Annotated in this window: 16 protein-coding genes; 7 read left to right on the top strand and 9 right to left on the bottom strand. The window is 64.0% G+C overall.

Annotation, left to right across the window (positions count from 1 at the left end; all coding sequences use genetic code 11):
* Nucleotides 1-16 precede the first annotated feature (16 nt).
* A complete protein-coding gene (locus tag A8950_RS13665; protein WP_133614236.1) occupies nt 17-2,053 on the top strand; it encodes a HAMP domain-containing methyl-accepting chemotaxis protein in 2,037 nt (678 codons plus the stop codon).
* A 78-nt stretch (nt 2,054-2,131) separates the two neighbouring features.
* Here A8950_RS13665 and A8950_RS13660 read toward each other — a convergent pair whose 3' ends face one another.
* The 4 genes from A8950_RS13660 to A8950_RS13645 all read right to left on the bottom strand — a co-directional run bounded on the left by A8950_RS13660 (nt 2,132) and on the right by A8950_RS13645 (nt 8,616).
* Nucleotides 2,132-2,620: a GNAT family N-acetyltransferase gene (locus A8950_RS13660; protein WP_166645175.1), complete on the bottom strand. Its 489-nt coding sequence runs from the start codon at nt 2,618-2,620 to the stop codon at nt 2,132-2,134.
* Nucleotides 2,621-2,628: 8 nt separating this feature from the next.
* Entirely contained in the window at nt 2,629-3,450 is an 822-nt protein-coding gene (locus A8950_RS13655; RefSeq protein ID WP_133614234.1) for a metallophosphoesterase, read from the bottom strand.
* A 179-nt stretch (nt 3,451-3,629) separates the two neighbouring features.
* Nucleotides 3,630-7,328, bottom strand: a complete 3,699-nt coding sequence (locus tag A8950_RS13650) for a vitamin B12-dependent ribonucleotide reductase (RefSeq protein ID WP_133614233.1) — start codon at nt 7,326-7,328, stop codon at nt 3,630-3,632.
* Nucleotides 7,329-7,680: 352 nt separating this feature from the next.
* The gene (locus A8950_RS13645) at nt 7,681-8,616 is read right to left on the bottom strand and encodes a DMT family transporter (RefSeq protein ID WP_166645174.1); all 936 of its coding nucleotides are present in this window, start codon (nt 8,614-8,616) and stop codon (nt 7,681-7,683) included.
* 127 nt (nt 8,617-8,743) lie between these two features.
* Here A8950_RS13645 and A8950_RS13640 point away from each other — a divergent pair, with 127 nt between their 5' ends.
* The 5 genes from A8950_RS13640 (at nt 8,744) to A8950_RS13620 (ending at nt 10,923) form a co-directional block, all read left to right on the top strand.
* Nucleotides 8,744-9,205, top strand: coding sequence for a GNAT family N-acetyltransferase (locus A8950_RS13640; protein WP_166645173.1), 462 nt, complete (start codon nt 8,744-8,746; stop codon nt 9,203-9,205).
* Between the two features lie 115 nt (nt 9,206-9,320).
* On the top strand, nt 9,321-9,674 hold the full coding sequence (locus tag A8950_RS13635; protein ID WP_133614230.1) for an NADH:ubiquinone oxidoreductase subunit NDUFA12: 354 nt from the start codon (nt 9,321-9,323) through the stop codon (nt 9,672-9,674).
* Nucleotides 9,675-9,737: 63 nt separating this feature from the next.
* A complete protein-coding gene (gene mlaD, locus A8950_RS13630; protein ID WP_133614229.1) occupies nt 9,738-10,190 on the top strand; it encodes an outer membrane lipid asymmetry maintenance protein MlaD in 453 nt (150 codons plus the stop codon).
* A gap of 47 nt (nt 10,191-10,237) precedes the next feature.
* Nucleotides 10,238-10,471 (top strand): hypothetical protein, encoded by a 234-nt coding sequence (locus A8950_RS13625; RefSeq protein ID WP_133614228.1) that lies wholly within the window; start codon nt 10,238-10,240, stop codon nt 10,469-10,471.
* Nucleotides 10,471-10,923: a DUF2155 domain-containing protein gene (locus A8950_RS13620; RefSeq protein ID WP_133614227.1), complete on the top strand. Its 453-nt coding sequence runs from the start codon at nt 10,471-10,473 to the stop codon at nt 10,921-10,923. The genes A8950_RS13625 and A8950_RS13620 overlap by 1 nt, the downstream gene beginning before the upstream one ends.
* Here the strand turns inward: A8950_RS13620 and aat are convergent.
* From aat to aroQ, 4 genes are all read right to left on the bottom strand, one after another.
* Nucleotides 10,857-11,507, bottom strand: coding sequence for a leucyl/phenylalanyl-tRNA--protein transferase (gene aat / locus A8950_RS13615; protein ID WP_133614395.1), 651 nt, complete (start codon nt 11,505-11,507; stop codon nt 10,857-10,859). The genes A8950_RS13620 and aat overlap by 67 nt on opposite strands.
* 273 nt (nt 11,508-11,780) lie before the next feature.
* Entirely contained in the window at nt 11,781-13,115 is a 1,335-nt protein-coding gene (accC, locus tag A8950_RS13610; protein WP_133614226.1) for an acetyl-CoA carboxylase biotin carboxylase subunit, read from the bottom strand.
* Between the two features lie 19 nt (nt 13,116-13,134).
* Nucleotides 13,135-13,587, bottom strand: coding sequence for an acetyl-CoA carboxylase biotin carboxyl carrier protein (gene accB, locus A8950_RS13605; RefSeq protein WP_133614225.1), 453 nt, complete (start codon nt 13,585-13,587; stop codon nt 13,135-13,137).
* Nucleotides 13,584-14,045: a type II 3-dehydroquinate dehydratase gene (gene aroQ / locus A8950_RS13600; RefSeq protein WP_279513060.1), complete on the bottom strand. Its 462-nt coding sequence runs from the start codon at nt 14,043-14,045 to the stop codon at nt 13,584-13,586. The genes accB and aroQ overlap by 4 nt, the downstream gene beginning before the upstream one ends.
* A gap of 261 nt (nt 14,046-14,306) precedes the next feature.
* Here aroQ and A8950_RS19985 point away from each other — a divergent pair, with 261 nt between their 5' ends.
* Complete coding sequence (locus A8950_RS19985) at nt 14,307-16,031, top strand: methyl-accepting chemotaxis protein (protein WP_166645172.1); 1,725 nt, start codon at nt 14,307-14,309, stop codon at nt 16,029-16,031.
* Here the strand turns inward: A8950_RS19985 and A8950_RS13590 are convergent.
* Entirely contained in the window at nt 16,028-16,774 is a 747-nt protein-coding gene (locus A8950_RS13590; protein WP_243735642.1) for a DsbA family protein, read from the bottom strand. The two genes, A8950_RS19985 and A8950_RS13590, sit on opposite strands and share 4 nt — an antisense overlap.
* Nucleotides 16,775-16,909 lie beyond the last annotated feature (135 nt).

The raw sequence follows: 16,909 nt of genomic DNA, 5'->3' as shown, positions 1-16,909 counted from the left end.
CAAGGGAAATGCGGCTATGTCTATTGAGGCCACCAATGACCGAACGTTCCTGGGTAATGTCAGGATCCGGACAAAGATCCTGGCAGGATCGGGTATCGTGCTGGGTATGCTGGCAATCGTCGGCGGACTTTCCTTCTTTTCCTTTACCCATGTCGCGCGAAACTTCGAGGAGTACAGTGAAGCCGCCAAGCTGGGCGTTGTCAGCAAGGAGATCGCCGGCGACTTCACCGAGATCAATAGCCACGCCAAGGATTTCCTGTTGAGCGGCGATACCTCGATTCTCACCAAGGAGGAAGCGCTGGCGGCAGAGGTGGCGGCGAAGATCGATGATGCCATCGGTCTGGCCCATACCGACAGCGAGCGAGAGAAACTGCAACGCGTTCGCGAAGTCATTGGCCAATATGGCGATGTCTTCAAGAAGGTCGGCGCCCTCTCGGCTGAGGAACGCAAGCTGGTTGACGAAGTAATTATGCCCGACAGCGCCAAGCTGATGGCGGACCTGGAGGAGGTGAGCCGCAGGGCCGCGGCCAGCGGCAATTCGGAGGCTCTGGTCCTGGCGATGTCCGCCGAGATCGCCCTTGCTCGCGGGCATGGCGCGCTGTCGACCATTCTCGGCCTCGACAAGGAGGAAGCGAAGGCGACCTTCGAGGCATCTCTCCAGGAGATGCAGCAGGTCCTGGCCGGGATCGACAGGGCGACGCAAGGCAGCGAACTCCGCGGGATCTACGAAGAGATGGTCGTGGTTGCGAAGGAATATCGCGAAGCGGCCGAAACTGCGATCAAGGACCACATGGAGCTCCAGCGCATCATCGAAGTGGAGATGGTCGATATGGAGGCCGATGCAAGGGCGACGCTGGATGACGTGACAAACGAGATCACAGCCGAGGAAGAACGCCTGCGCAGCGACCTCAGCGACACCATCGTAACGACCGAGATCGTTATCGTCGTCATCGCGCTCAGCGGCTTTGCGCTTGGCATCGTCGTCTCGCTTCTGGTGGCCGGCGGCATTGCGAGGCCGGTCGTCATGATGGCGGATGTCATGAAGAAGTTGGGCGACGGTGATCGCGAAATCGGTGTCCCGGCAACGGCCAATCGTGACGAAATCGGCGAGATGGCGCGTTCCGTCCAGGTGTTCAAGGAGGGCCTGATCGAGGCAGAACGCCTGCGCACGATCCAGGAAGCCGAGCAGCGCCGTCAGGTCGAGCGCGGCAAGAAGATGGAAGCGGCCGTTGCCGAGTTCGACAAGGTGATCGGCGAGGTGGTGGGCGTCGTCAGTGCGGCGGCGACCGAGCTTCAGGCGACGGCGCAGTCGCTCTCCGCGACCGCCGAGGAAACGGCCCAGCAATCGAATGCCGTCGCTGCCGCCTCCGAGCAGATGACGCAGAACGTGCAGACGGTGGCCTCCGCCACCGAGGAATTGTCGGCCTCGATCAGGGAGATCAACCACCAGGTGTCGGAATCGACCCGAATCGTCGGCGCGGCCGTGGAGCAGGCCGAGGATACCAACGCCAAGGTCAACGGGCTCGCCGCCGCGGCACAGAAAATCGGCGAGGTGGTGACGCTGATCAACGAGATCGCCTCGCAGACCAATCTCCTGGCCCTCAACGCCACCATCGAGGCGGCGCGGGCCGGCGAGGCCGGCAAGGGGTTTGCCGTGGTGGCGTCGGAAGTCAAGAACCTGGCGACCCAGACCGCGCGCGCCACGGATGAGATCGCCGCGCAGGTAAAGGCCATCCAGGACTCGACGGAGGGTTCCGCCAAGGCAATCGTCAGCATCACCCAGACGATCAACCGGGTGAACGAAATTTCAACCGGAATCGCCTCGGCCGTGGAGGAACAGGGCGCCGCAACGGCCGAGATTTCGCGCAATGTCCAGCAGGCGGCGGCCGGAACGGCCGAGGTCACCTCGAACATCATCGGGGTCACCCAGGCGTCGCAGCAGACCAGTGCCGGCTCGTCGCAGGTCCTGTCGGCAGCGAGCGAACTCAGCGAGAACGGCGTCCGGCTGAAGCGCGAGGTGGAGAGCTTCCTGCAGACGGTGCGCAGCCTCTGACATTGCGCTGCCGCGCTGGAGACTTGACGACCGGCCGAACGCCCTTCGGCCGGTCGTCACCTGGTAGAAAGCGCAGCTTCAGCCGCCCGGCCTGTCAGCCAGCAGCGCGGCCATGGCCGGGGCATCCCAGCGCGCGATGATCTTGTCGCGGAGTTCCGCGCCGAGGCTGCGGTAGAAGGCCTGGGCGCTGCGGTTCTGCGGCACCACCTCCCAGCGCGCCTGCATGCCGCCGGCGAGGGCGCGGCGGGCGATCTCGGCCATCAGGCGGCGGCCCAGACCCTGGCCGCGATAGGCGGTTTCCAGATAGAGGTCGTCGATCCGCAGCACGTCGCTGGCGATCCAGATGGCAAAATCGATCGTGTAGGTGATGAAGCCGACGGGTTTGTCGCCATCCATCGTCAGGATGGCGCGCAGCCTCGGTGCCGGCGCGGTGAGCGCCAGTCGCAGCTGGTCGCTCGTGAAGTTTAAGTCGGCACTGCTGCCATCGTGGGCTGCCAGTGCGCGAATCATCGTCGCCAGTGCCGCCGCGTCCTCCGGGCCAGCATCGCGCAGTACGATTTCGTTCATCTGCATCCTCACGCATTGCCGCCCGGTGCCAAGCGCACCTGGTGAAAGCGCAGGCGATCTCCTTTGAGTTCCACGCAGGTCAGGGGACCGCCCTCGTAGGCACCTGTATCAACACCGATCTTGTTGGCGGTTACCAGCGGTTCGCGCTGAATGGTATGGCCGTGGACGACAACCACATCGCCGTCGAACGGCCCGTTATGGTCGAGAAACGGATACCTGCACCAGACCGGATGCCGGTGCTGGTTGTAGGGCATGGACTGCCAATCGCAGGCAAGGCTGTCGCGCAAGGAGTTCAGCGGATGCAGCCCGGCGTGAATGAAAAGGTAGTCGGTGTCCCGGTGCGCCAGATCGAGGGTCAGGAATTGCCGGATTGCATCCGCACCGAGATAGTCCCGGATCGCCTTCACAAAGGCGCCCGGGCGGCTGGCCGCACTCTCGGCCGATTGTCCCAATTCGCGCGCGATGGCGGCAGCCCCCCAGCGCAGCCAGTTCTCGACATGCTCCTCAAGGGCCGGCCCTTCCTCTCGGAGCACAGTCGCGAGCATCGTTTCGTGATTGCCAGGCAGGGTAAGTGTCTCGGCACCGGGAATGAGATCCGTCGTCAGAATCTGTTTCAGGATGGAAAGCGAAGCCGGCCCACGGTCGATGTAGTCGCCGAGCAATACCACCCGCGGCGCCTGCACTGATTCGGTGGCGATGATGTGCGCGATCCGTGACAGCAGGGCATCGAAATGGTGCCGCATGCCATGGATGTCGCCGATGGCAAAGCTATGCTGGTCAATCGTACCGGGCGCCGGCCGCCATTCCGTTGTTGCAGTTTCCGTATTCATGGCGGTTCATTCTAGCACGTCCTGGGATTTCACAAGCCGGGGATGCCGGTACCGCCAGAAGTGAAAAAAACAAAGCCGGGCCCGTGATCAACACGGACCCGGCGGTTTCTCGGCAACTGCGCCAGTTCGGAGAAGCGAGCGATCCCGCATACCGCCACTGGCCACGGCGCCGCGGCCGGTTACGAACAGCCGCTGGTCGAGCCGCAGGTGGTGCACTTCATGCAGGTGCCGTTGCGCACCAGGGTGAAGTTGCCGCATTCGCCGCAGGCATCGCCCTCATAGCCCTTCATCTTGGCTTCGCGGATCTTGTCGAGACGGCTGTCCACCGCCTGCACGACGGCGGCACCCACGGTCATGGTGCTGGTGACACTGGCGGTGACGGCGGCAATGCCGATGCCATCGCCGCCACCCGAACCCGCGCTGGCCTGGGCCTCATGGGCCGCGTCCATGGCAAGCGCATTGTTGCCGGCCACCATCGAGGCGTTCTTCAGCACGATGAGGTTCGAGCGCACAAAGCCGGTGGAGGCGATCTTCTTCACTGCCTCGACGCCGCGTTCGAACTTCTCCGGGATGGCCTGCTCGTCGGCACCGCCACCCATGGCGTCGGGATAGAGGTCCGACGGCTGGACATGGGCGAGGTCGTTGCGACCGAGATAGGAGACCGCGAGTTCGCGGAAGGTGTAGTCGAGGATCGAAGTCGCCATCTTGATGGCGTCGTTGCCCTCGACCATGCCGTTGGGCTCGAAACGGGTGAAGGTGAAGGCCTCGACGAATTCCTCAAGCGGCACGCCGTATTGCAGTCCGATCGAGATGGCGATGGCGAAATTGTTCATCAGGCTGCGGAAGGCGGCACCTTCCTTGTGCATGTCGATGAAGATTTCGCCCAGCTTGCCGTCCTCATATTCGCCGGTGCGCAGGTAGACCTTGTGGCCGCCGACGATGGCCTTCTGGGTGTAGCCCTTGCGGCGTTCCGGCAGGCGCCGCCGGCCGGCCTCGGCCACGCGCTCGATGATGCGCTCGACGATGCGCTCCGCCACGATCGGGGCACGCGCAGCGGCCGGCGCCTCGATCACGTCATCGACCAGATCCTCGTCGGAGAGGAGCGAGGAAGAGAGGGGCTGCGACAGCTTGGAGCCGTCGCGATAGAGCGCATTCGCTTTTACGCCCAGCTGCCAGGACAGCATATAGGCTGCCTTGCAATCCTCGACCGAGGCCCGGTTCGGCATGTTGATGGTCTTCGAGATGGCGCCGGAGATGAAGCTCTGCGCCACCGCCATCATGCGGATATGGCTCTCGACCGAGAGGAAGCGCTTGCCGATGCGGCCGCAGGGATTGGCGCAGTCGAACACCGGCAGATGCTCGTCCTTCAGGAAGGGCGCCCCCTCCAGCGTCATGGCGCCGCAGACGAAGGTGTTGGCGGCCTCGTATTCGGCCTTGGTGAAGCCGAGGGCGGCCAGCATGTCGAAGGTCGGGTTGCCGAGATCCTCCGCGCCGAGGCCAAGCTCGTTGCGGCAGAAATCCTCGCCTAAATTCCACTTGTTGAAGACAAAGCGGATGTCGAAGGCGCTTTCGAGCGAGGTCTCGATCCGCTCCAGCGCCTCGTCGGTGAAGCCGCGGGCCTTCAGGCTCTCGTGATTGATGTAGGGGGCCCCCTTGAGGGTGGCGTGGCCGACCGCGTAGCGCTCCATCTCCTCGATCTGCGCCGGGCTGTAGCCGAGTGTCGTGAGAGCGTCCGGCACCATGCGGTTGATGATCTTGAAATAGCCGCCGCCGGCCAGCTTCTTGAACTTCACCAGGGCGAAATCTGGCTCGATGCCGGTGGTGTCGCAATCCATGACCAAGCCGATCGTGCCGGTGGGCGCGATTACGGTGGCTTGCGCGTTGCGATAGCCGTGCTTTTCGCCAAGCGCCAGCGCGTCGTCCCAGGCCTTCTTGGCAGCCGTCACCAGACGCTGATCCGGGCAGTTGGCGGAATCGAGGGCGACGGGCAGAACCGAGAGGCCCTCATAGCCGGCCTTCTCGCCATAGGCGGCGCGGCGGTGGTTGCGAATGACGCGCAGCATGTGGTCGGCGTTCTTGGCATAGCCCGGGAAGGCGCCAAGCTCGCCCGCCATCTCGGCCGAGGTGGCGTAGGAAACGCCGGTCATGATCGCGGTGAGGGCAGCGGTGAGCGCGCGACCCTCGTCGCTGTCATAGGAGAGGCCGATCGACATCAAGAGGCCGCCGATATTGGCATAGCCGAGGCCAAGCGTCCGGAATTCGTAGGAGAGCTGGGCGATTTCCTTGGACGGGAACTGCGCCATCAGCACCGAGATTTCGAGCACGATGGTCCACAGCCGCACGGCGTGCTCATAGGCCTCGATGTCGATGCTGCCATCCGCGCCCTTGAAGGTCATCAGGTTGAGCGAGGCGAGGTTGCAGGCCGTGTCGTCCAGGAACATGTATTCCGAGCACGGATTGGACGCATTGATGCGTCCCGATTCCGGGCAGGTATGCCATTCGTTGATGGTGGTGTCGTATTGCACGCCGGGGTCGGCGCTGGCCCAGGCTGCCTGGCCGATCTTTTCCCAGAGGTCGCGGGCCTTCAGCGTCTTGTGCAGCTTGCCGTCGGTGCGGCGGATGAGGTTCCAGTCGCCGTCATCCAGCACGCGCTGGATGAAATCGTTCGAGACGCGCACCGAATTGTTCGAGTTCTGGCCGGAAACGGTGAGATAGGCATCCGAATCCCAATCGGTGTCATATGTCTTGAAGTCGATCTTGTCGTAGCCCTGTTCGGCAAAGTGGATCACGCGCTGGACGTAGTTCTCGGGAATCTTCGCCTTGCGCGCGTCGCGGATCGCGGCCTTCAAGGCCGGGTTGGTCTTCGGATCAATGCCGCCCTTTCCGGCATGGATGCCGTCATGGGCTGCTTTTATCACCTTGTTGAGGCATTCATTGCAGGCTTGCGAGCCGGCGACGAGGGCCGCCACCTTCTGCTCTTCCAGCACTTTCCAGTCGATATAGGCCTCGATATCCGGGTGGTCGAGATCGACCGTCACCATCTTCGCGGCACGGCGCGTGGTGCCGCCCGACTTGATGGCGCCGGCGGCACGGTCGCCGATCTTGAGGAAGCTCATCAGGCCCGAAGAGCGGCCGCCACCCGAGAGGCGCTCGCCGTCGCCGCGCAGGCGCGAGAAGTTGGAGCCTGTGCCGGAGCCGTATTTGAAGAGGCGCGCCTCGCGCACCCAGAGGTCCATGATGCCGCCTTCCTGCACCAGGTCGTCGGCCACCGACTGGATGAAGCAGGCATGGGGCTGCGGATGCTCGTAGGCCGAGGCCGAGACGGTCAGTTCGCCGGTGCGGTGGTCGACATAATGGTGGCCCTGGGCCGGCCCGTCGATGCCATAGGCCCAGTGCAGGCCGGTGTTGAACCATTGCGGGGAGTTCGGCGCCCCCATCTGGCACGCCATCATGAAGCGCATCTCGTCATAGAAGGCGAGGGCGTCATCCTCGGTGTCAAAATAGCCGCCCTTCCAGCCCCAATAGGTCCAGGTGCCGGCCATGCGGTCGAACACCTGCTTGGCCGACATCTCGCTGCCGAAGCGCTTTTCGGCGGGCAGTTTTACCAGGGCCTCGCGGTCGGCCTCGCGCCGCCACAGGAATTCCGGCACGTCGCCCTCGATCACCGGTCGCAGCTGCGCCGGGACACCCGCCTTGCGGAAGTATTTCTGCGCCAGCACATCGCTCGCCACCTGCGACCAATCGGCCGGGACCTCGATATCCTTCAACTGGAAGACGATCGAGCCGTCCGGATTCTTAATCTCGCTGGTCGTGCGGCGGAACAGGATCTCCGCATAGGGCGACTGGCCAGCTTTGGTGAAACGACGAGCAATGCGCATGAGAGGCGGCCCCCAAATCTTGTGTTTGACCCCGAATGAACCGAATCCTCTCCCGTCTGCAGAATCTGGTTCAGCAAATCGGTTTAAGGGATTGGTTCGCCGCGCCTATATCTGGGTGGCCAGACCGGCGCCATGGCTAGATATTGAGTCAGTTTGCGGTGCACCCGCAACCGAGAAATTTCTATATCTAGTGATTAATGCGCTTGACCTCGCCATATGTGGCGTAACGCGGGCATTTCTGGCTCGTGGGGGTGCTGTTTGCTTGGGGATAAACAGGTCATGATTTCGCCACGATTCGAAATCCTGTAAAATTACCTCATTTTGTCAGACGGTTAGGTGTCACCAAATATCGTTAATCTTTGTGGCGGCTGCCAAGGATGCTGGAGAGGATAATGGCGACCAGCAACACGAAAGTGCCGACCCATTGCTGGGTCGAGGTGGCCTCGCCAAGGATGACGCTGGCGGCGACCAGGCTGATCGCCGGCTCCAGGTTCAGAGTCATGGCGGTATCGGTCGGCGACAGGACCTTGAGCGAGGCGAACCAGCACACCATGGCGGTGACATAGCAGAGTGTCGCCGCCCCATAGCCGAACCAGCCAAGTCCGCTCGCGGGCAGGGTGATGCCGCCCTTCAGGATGACGAAAACGGCGACCAGCAGGATCATCCACAGATTGGCCCAGAAATTGACCACCCGGGAATCGACGTCGTTGAGATAGGCGCCGCCCCAAGTGACAAAGGCGGCGACACCCAAAGCGGCGATGAGGGCGAGGGCGGCGCCGCGCCAATCCAGGGTGATGGCGCCGGGATCGAAGCCGAGCGGCAGCAGGCTGAAGCCGAGGTCCTCCCCCAGCGCCACCAGCAGGCCCAGAAAGGCAACCACCAGCAAGGCAGCCCGGAGCGGTGACAGGCGCTCGCGCCCGGAGAGTGCGGCGAAAATCGCTACCAATAGGGGATAGGTGTAGAGGATGACGACGGCGAGGCTGACCTTGATATAGGCGACTGAGCTCAAGTAGCCGGCCGACATCATGAGGAGGCAGAGGGCGATCCAGTAGGTCGCCCGCATGTTGCGCTGCGGCAGGTGAAAGCGGGCGCCGGTCAGGCGCAGAATCAGCCCGAGGACCAGGACCAGGCCGATGAAGCGCGACCAGACCAGGGTCATGGGCGTGGCGCCGCCGGCATAGGCAAGGCTGGCGAAGGTGGTGATCAGGCTCACGAAGATGGTGCCGATCAGCAGGACGCCGAGGGCCGCCCAGCGCTGGCGGCCGGTTGTGCCGGTAGATGATGTCACGGGAAGTGATCCTCGACATGGCGCGCGCAGAACGAGGCTTGCCGCCACCTGCGTCACCGGAAAGAATGTTGCCCCCGATCATCGCAAGCGAACGTGTCCTTTGTCCAGCATGCCTCCTGCAGGGGTGGTGATTGCCCGCGCATCGGCGGCTGATTGCGCGGCCCTGGCTGCGCTTATCCACCTCGCTTTCGCGGCCTATCGCGGCGAGCTGGTGCCGGATTCCGGCGCACATGCCGAGACGGCCGAGAGCCTCGCGACGGCCCTTGAAAAGGGAGCAGCCTTCCGGGCGCTGTCAGGCGGGCACCTCATGGGTTGCGTCTTCACGGAACGGCGGGCGGACCGGCTCTATTTCGGTCGCCTCGCCGTGGCACCCGAGGCGCGGGGGCGGGGGATCGGCTCGGCCCTGCTGGCGGCGGTCGAGTCCGAGGCGCGGGCACTTGGCCTGCCGCGGCTGGAACTCGGCGTCCGGCTGGTCCTCCATGACAATATCCGGCTATTTCAACGGGCTGGCTTTGTCATCACCCGGCAGGAAAGCCATCCGGGTTTTGCGGTGCCGACCTATCATGTGATGGAGAAGTTGCTCGAGTGAGGGCGGACGGCGTCGAATCCCTTTCCTTGCCTCGCTGTAAGGTCTCCTTGTATATTCCGCCGCAACGACCTTAACCTGTTGGCCCTATTGGGCAAAAACGGCGGCGAATCACCTCATGAGCATCGGCACCCGTCTTTTCACCATGATCTATGGCGAGCGCGTCGGCAGCGACGAGTTCGGCAATACCTATTATGTCGACCGCCGTACCAAGGGCGGCAAGCGCGAGCGGCGCTGGGTGCTCTACAAGGGCGAGGTGGAGGCGAGCCGGGTGCCGCCGGAATGGCATGCCTGGTTGCACAGCAAGACCCTGCCGGTGCCAGTGACGCGCGCGACGCCCCGGGCCTGGCAGAAGCCGCACGAACCCAACCGGACCGGGACCGAGCTTGCCTACCGCCCGCCCGGCCATACGCTGATGGGCGGCCAGCGCGCCAGGGCGACCGGGGATTACGAGCCCTGGACTCCGGCCTGACTCGACCTTTCGTCCCGACGCCCTTTCCGCCACGCACCAGACCAGGACCAGCACGGGTGAAGCATGCAGCGTAATGTCCTCGAGACCATCATGGGCGCCGTGGTGCTGGTTGCGGCGGCCGCCTTCCTCTACGTCATCTATAGCGGCAGCGGCATGCGCGAGGATCGCGGCGGCTATCAGCTCACCATCCGCTTCGATCGCGGGGGCTCTGTCCTTCCCGGCACCGACGTGCGGATGAGCGGCGTCAAGGTTGGCGCCGTGACCTCGCAGGATTTCGACCCCAAGATGTACCAGGCGGTTGTCACCATCAATGTGCGCAGCGATATCGAACTGCCGCAGGACACCTCGGCGATCATCACCAGTGACGGTTTGCTGGGGAACTACTACGTCAAGCTCGAGCCCGGTGCCGCCGACGAGATCCTGAAGGATGGCGACGAGATCACCTATGCACAGGGTGCGTTGGATCTGGTCGAGTTGATCAACAAATTCGTGGTCGGCGGCTCGTCGATGGAATAGGCCGTTCGCCGGGCCATGTGGCTTGGGCGGCAAGGGCGGTGAATCTCATGAGCAATAAGAAGGCGCCGGAATTCCACATCCCGGTCTGGAAGCAGCCGGATGGCCAGCCGGTCTCATGCCTCGAAAAAGTCAAAGTCCTCAATCAGAATGTCATCGAGATCAGGCAATTGGCGCAGGACGCGCTGGAAGATGCCATCCTGATGGGCTGTGACGAGGACCAGGTGCGCGCCGTGTTCTACGATCTCGTGGCGAAGCTCGAGAATCCGTACGGAAAGAAGTGATGCGTCAGTTTTCCCGGTGCGCTTTCGCGGCCCTGGCCTTTTCGGGTGTGCTCTCTGCAATTGCTCTCCCGGCGGCGGCCATCCCGGCCGACAACGTGGTGCTGCGCGCGATGGACAAGATCACGGCGCGGGTCTCGACCGTTACCGTGCCGGTCGGCGACACCGTCGCCTTCGGCTCGCTGCAGATCACGGTCCGGGCCTGCGACAAGCGCCCGCCGGAGGAGACACCGGAAGCGGCGGCTTTTCTGGAAGTGGTGGAGGAGAGGCCCGGCGAGGCGCCGCAACCGCGCTTCAACGGTTGGATGTTCGCCTCCAGTCCGGCCCTTTCGGCGCTGGAACACCCGGTCTACGACCTCTGGGTGCTGGATTGCAGCGGCGGCGAGGATCAGGCCGTGGAACCGGCCCCGGCCGAGAGCGAGTCCAGCACCACCGAATCCGGCACCAATCCGTAGAACACAGCCGGTACGGCAAGGGCGGCGGACAGCTTCTGCCGGTATTCCTCGCGCGGGATCTCGATGGTGCCGAAGCGGGCGAGGTGCTGGGTCACGAATTGCGTGTCGAGCAGCCGATAGCCGCCATGTCTCAGTCGCGCCACGAGGTGGACCAGCGCCACCTTGCTGGCATCGGTCGCCCGGCTGAACATGCTCTCGCCGAAAAAGGCGCCGCCCAGGCTGACCCCGTAGAGGCCCCCCACCAGCTCATCGCCCAGCCAGACCTCGACGCTGTGGGCATGGCCCATGACGAAGAGCTGGCGGCAGAGGTCGAAGATGGTGTCGTTGATCCAGGTCTGCTGGCGCCCCGGCGCCGGTGTCGCACAGCCGCGCACCACCGCCTCGAAGGCCTGGTCGCAGGTGACGCGATAGAAGGGCGCCTTGCCGGCAAGACACTGGCGAACGGTCTTTCTGAGGCTTGCCGGGATGTGGAAGCCTTCCAGCTGCAGGATGCCGCGAAGCTCCGGATCGATCCAGTAGAGCTCCGGATCGTTGCGCGCCTCCGCCATCGGGAAGATGCCGATCGCATAGGCGCGCAGCAGCATCTCCGGGGTGATCTTCGGCTGCCTGGTCCGGTTGGACACGCGTCACCTCATGGTGGTGCGGGGCTTCGAATCGAAGCCTAGCGCCAAAAGGGGCGGTGAGTCATGTCTGCAATTACCACCCCTCACCCTAACCCTCTCCCCGCAGGCGGGGCGAGGGGATGAGGTGCCGATGGCAGTAGCCTGCGCGACTTATAGATTCTGTCCCATGCACGCGCGTAGCCCCTCGTCCCATTGGGGAGAGGGGGCAACTGGAGAATGAAGAAAGCGCCGCCCTTACTTGGCGACGAACTTCTCCAGCCAGCGGATGTCGTAATCGCCGTTGATGAAATCCGGGGCGGCGACCAGGCGCTGGTGGAGGGGGATGTTGGTCTTCACCCCCATGATGACCATTTCCTCGAGTGCCCGCCTTGCGCGCATCAGGCATTCGTTGCGGGTCTTGCCGTGGACTACCAGCTTGGCGATGAGGCTGTCGTAATTGGAGGGCACCTTGTAGCCGGCATAAAGTGCCGAATCGACGCGCACACCAAGGCCGCCCGCGGCGTGGAAATCCGTGATGCGGCCGGGCGAGGGCATGAACGTCTCGGGGTCTTCGGCGTTGATGCGGCATTCCACGGCATGGCCGTTGAAGGTGATGTCGCTCTGCGAGAGGCCCAAGGGAGCGCCGGAAGCGACGCGGATCTGCTCGCGCACCAGATCGATGCCGGTGATCATTTCCGAGATCGGGTGCTCGATCTGCAGGCGCGTGTTCATCTCGATGAAGTAGAACTGGCCGTCCTGGAACAGGAATTCGATGGTGCCGACCGAGCGGTAGCCCATGGCCTTCACGGCCTTCACAGCGATTTCGCCGATTTCGGCGCGCTGGCCGGCATTCAGAGCCGGCGAGGGCGCTTCCTCGAGCACCTTCTGGTGGCGGCGCTGCAGCGAGCAGTCGCGCTCGCCCAGATGCACCGCATTGCCGTGATTGTCGGCCAGGATCTGGATTTCGATATGGCGCGGATGAGAGAGGTACTTCTCCATATACATAGCGTCGTTGCCGAAGGCAGCCTTGGCTTCTGCCCGCGCAAAGGCAAGCGCTTCCTTCAACTCGCCGGCGCTGTTGGCCACCTTCATGCCCTTGCCGCCGCCGCCGGCCGCCGCCTTGATGAGGACCGGGTAGCCGATGCCCTCGGCGATCGATGCTGCTTCCGCATCGCTGATGGCGCCGTCGGAGCCTGGCACGCAGGGAATGCCGAATCTCTTGGCGGTGATCTTGGCCTCGACCTTGTCGCCCATCTGCGAAAGATGTTCCGGCGAAGGCCCGATGAAGGTGAAGCCGTGTTCCTCGACCATCGCCGCGAATTTGGCGTTTTCGGAGAGGAAGCCGATGCCGGGATGGATCGCATCGGCGCCGGTGATGGTGGCGGCCGAAATGATCGCCGCCATGTTGAGATAGGAATCGCGCGAGGGCGCCGGGCCGATGCAGACACTTTCGTCGGCGAGGCGCACATGCATGGCATCGGCATCGACGGTCGAATGCACGGCGACAGTGCGGATGCCCATCTCGCGGCAGGCGCGGTGGATGCGCAGGGCGATTTCACCGCGATTGGCGATGAGGACCTTTTCGAACATCGGCTGGGCTGCTTCCCGTTTACTCGATGACCAGCAGCGGCTCGGCGAATTCGACCGGCTGCGCGTCCTGGACCAGCACTTCCTTGACGACGCCATTGGCCGGCGCCGAGATCGGATTCATGACCTTCATCGCCTCGATGATGAGGACGGTCTGGCCCTTGGTGACGCGATCGCCCACCTTGACGAAGGGCGTGCCGCCGGGTTCGGAGGCGAGATAGACGGTGCCGACCATGGGCGAGGTGAGGGCGTTTTTCGGTGCCGCCGCCGGCGCTGCGGCGCCCGGATTGCCCGCCGCCGCCGGGGCCACGTTCTGCACGGTGGGCGCGGCATGCACGACGGTGGTGGGTGCAGCCTGCGCCGTCACCCGGATGCGCTGGTCGCCACTTTCGAACTCGAGCTCGGTGAGGCCGGTTTCCTTCAGCAGCAGGCCCAGCTTGCGGACCAGGGCCTCGTCGATGTCGAACTTGCTCATGCGCGTGCTTTCTTCGGATTGACAAGATTGGCCATCGCCTGCAGCGCCAGCAGGTAACCCTGGGCGCCCAGCCCGCAGATAACGCCGGTGGCGATCTGCGAGACGTAGGTCTGATGGCGGAACGGCTCACGCCGGTGGATATTGGACAGATGCACCTCGATCACCGGCAGCTCCGTGAGGGTGAGGGCATCGAGAATGGCGATCGAGGTATGGCCATAGGCGCCGGGATTGATGACGATCCCGGCCTGGCGCCCGCGGGCCTCCTGGATCCAGGTGACCAGTTCGCCTTCATGGTTGGACTGGCGGAAATCGACACCGAGGCCGAGCGTCTTCGCCTCGGCCGCGCAGGCCCTGGCGATGTCCGCGAGGCTGTCGCGGCCATAGACCTCCGGCTGGCGCACACCCAGCATGTTCAGGTTCGGCCCGTTGAGGACGAGAATGCTCTTTGACTTGGCCAAGGATCGGGTTCCGCTGGTGCCTGCCCAGAAAGTGCAAACCATCGCACGGATTCGCCTTTTTGGGGACGAAACCGGATGATTTCCGGCACTTATACCGGGGGCGCCCCATCAGGGCAACCGGAGCATGGCCGGTATCGCGATACCGGCGCCATACCGAGGCTCGATTGGCCTTCAAAAAAATTCACTGACAGGAAACGAATCCGCTATCCTGCTCGACGGATTCGCGACGCATGGGCGGAAAGCGGGGGAGGCATACTTCCAATGCGGGATGACGAAGCGATTGGCGGGGCGACTGGTGGGGCCGGTCCTGCCGCGCCGGCGGACAATCTGGGGCCGATGGGGGCTTCGGGGCTGCACGGCCTGGAAAGCCTGCAGCATGCCATCGGGCGCGCCCTGGAGGCACAAGCCCTGGCGCTGGGCGAGATTGCCGAACGCAGCGCCCGGATGAACCAGTCGCTGGAGAAATCGGCCGCCGAGGTGGCGGCGAGCGGCACCATCGCCAATGACCTGCGTCGCACCCTGGCTGCGGAAATGGACCGGGCCGTAGGCGCGATCAAGGCCGAACTCGATGCCGTGGTCAACGGCATTGAGGAGAAGGCCGGCGCCGCCATCACCGTGCTGCGCGAGATCGAGAGCATTGCTAAATCGGTCAATCTGCTGGCACTCAACGCCACGATCGAGGCAGCCCATGCCGGCGAGCATGGCAAGGGCTTCGGCGTGGTCGCTGCGGAAGTCCGCAACCTCGCGCAGCGCACCCTGCAGAGCGCCAAGGAGGCCGGAAAGAGCATCGATCTCAGCGATATCCAGCGTCGCGTGGCCGAGACGGCAGGCGCGGCCGACCGGCTGCTGCAGACCCTGTCCGGGCAGCTGGTGCAATCGCTTGACGGTCTCAGCGGCAATTTTGCCGCGCTCGACGGGCAGATCGACGACCTCAAGGCCAACAACCGGGTAATTGCGGTGGCTGTGCCGCAGGCGGCCGCGCGCAACGACAATGTCATTGCCAAGGCGCATTGGTCGCTGGAACTGGCGCGGGAACTCGCAAGGGCGCTGCCGTCGGGCGAAGGCGCGGTGCGCACCGTGCTGCGTCGCCACCAATTGCCGGACGATCCGGCTTTCGACCGCCTCGCGGACATCCAGCGGCGCGGCACGATCCGTATCGCCGTGGAACCGGCCTTCGTCGGCCTGTCATTCCGCCTGCGGCCGGGCGGGCCGCTCACCGGCCTCGACATCGACTATGCGACGGCTTTTGCGCAATGGCTGGGGGTCAAGCCGGAATTCGTCGAATATCCCTGGGACCAGTGTACCGAATTGCTGCATCTCGGCCCCAAACTTGGCGAGCGGCCGGTCGATCTGGTCTGGAGTGCGCTGCCGCCCAATGCGGCCTACCATGCCGTCGCCTTTTCCGAGGCCTATACCTATCTCAATTACATCCTGGCCCGGCGGGCGGGGGATGCACGCATCAACGGAATCGGCGATCTCGATGGCAAGGTGCTGGGCTGCATCAACGATCCCGGCGCCTTTGCAACGCTGGAAGCGGCCGGCATACGCTGGGGCGCCAATGCCGATGTCGCGGGTGGCCGTGTTCGGCTGGCCAATCTCATTGCCTATTCGGATCAGAGCCAGATCCATGACTGCCTGGTCGACGGCCAGGTGGATGCCTTCGCGGTCGACCAGCCGATCTATCACTGGGCGGCGACGGGGGCAGAGAGCCGCTGGCGCGGCAAGCTGGAAGTACTGCCGGGAAATCTCGCTGCGGCACCCTGGTACTATTCGGTCGGTGTCGCTGCTGCAAAATCCAGCCATCGCCTGCTCGCCAAGGTGAACGAATTCATCACCTGGTTCGCTACCCAGCCGGCGCGCGCGACCCTGGAGCGGAAATGGCAAGGCGAGAGTGTCAGCGGGACGGCCAGTTATCGCGACGAGGCCGGCGATCTTATGGGCGAGGCGGAATTGGCGGCGCTGGCCGCGCCCGTGGGGGACGCCTAGCTGCCGCGCGCTGCCGCGATCAGCGCCTTCATGTCATCGATCGAGATGGCGCCTGGCACGATCTGTTCGCCGATGACGAAGGTCGGTGTGGAGCGGATGGCCATGGCCTGGGCAAGGGCGTGGTTGTCGGCCAGTTGCTGATCCACCTCCGGTGCCTTCATATCGGCGCGCAGCTTGGCGACATCCATGCCGAGTGATTCAGCGATCGTGCCGATTGCGGCGTCATCGAAGTCGCCGCGATGGGCCATCAGGGCGTTGTGGAAATCGAAGTAACGGTCCTGCATCTGCGCGGCCAGCGCGGCGCGCGCTGCAAGCAGCGACGATTCTCCCAGGATGGGGAATTCCTTGAACACGACACGCACGCCCTTGTCGGCCTCGATCAGTTCGGCCAGGGCCGGCGTCACGCGCTTGCAGTAGGGGCATTTGTAGTCGAAGAATTCGACGATGGTCACGTCGCCCATGGGATTTCCGGCGACCGGCGAGGCGGGATCGGCCAGCAGGCGATCCTTGTGCGCCACCAGGGCGCCGGCCTGCTTGTCCGCCTTGGCGGCCTGTTCTTTGGCCTGCAGTGCCTCGATCGCGTCGCGGATCACCTCAGGATGCTCCAGCAGATAGGCGCGGACGATTTCCTCGATGCCCTTGGTTTCGGCCTCGTTGAACAGCGCATCCTGGGCCAGTACGGGCTGCGCCGGAACGAGCAGGACAAGGGCGAGGGTGGCAGCAAGCCGTCGCAGAAAACGCATCGTGGGCATCCTCGGTGTAGCAGGTTGGTCGGCACTTGATAGCAGGGCGCTGTCGCGCTGCCTATCGGCATACGGTCCCAGGCGACACCCCTCCCGCATATTCACGTATTCTTGTCCCGTTCACTTACTCTTTCT

It is taken from the genome of Dongia mobilis, assembly GCF_004363235.1.
Classification (GTDB): Bacteria; Pseudomonadota; Alphaproteobacteria; order Dongiales; family Dongiaceae; genus Dongia; species Dongia mobilis.
Note: the sequence above shows the minus strand (reverse complement) of the source record. Positions and strands in the feature narration are given on the sequence as shown.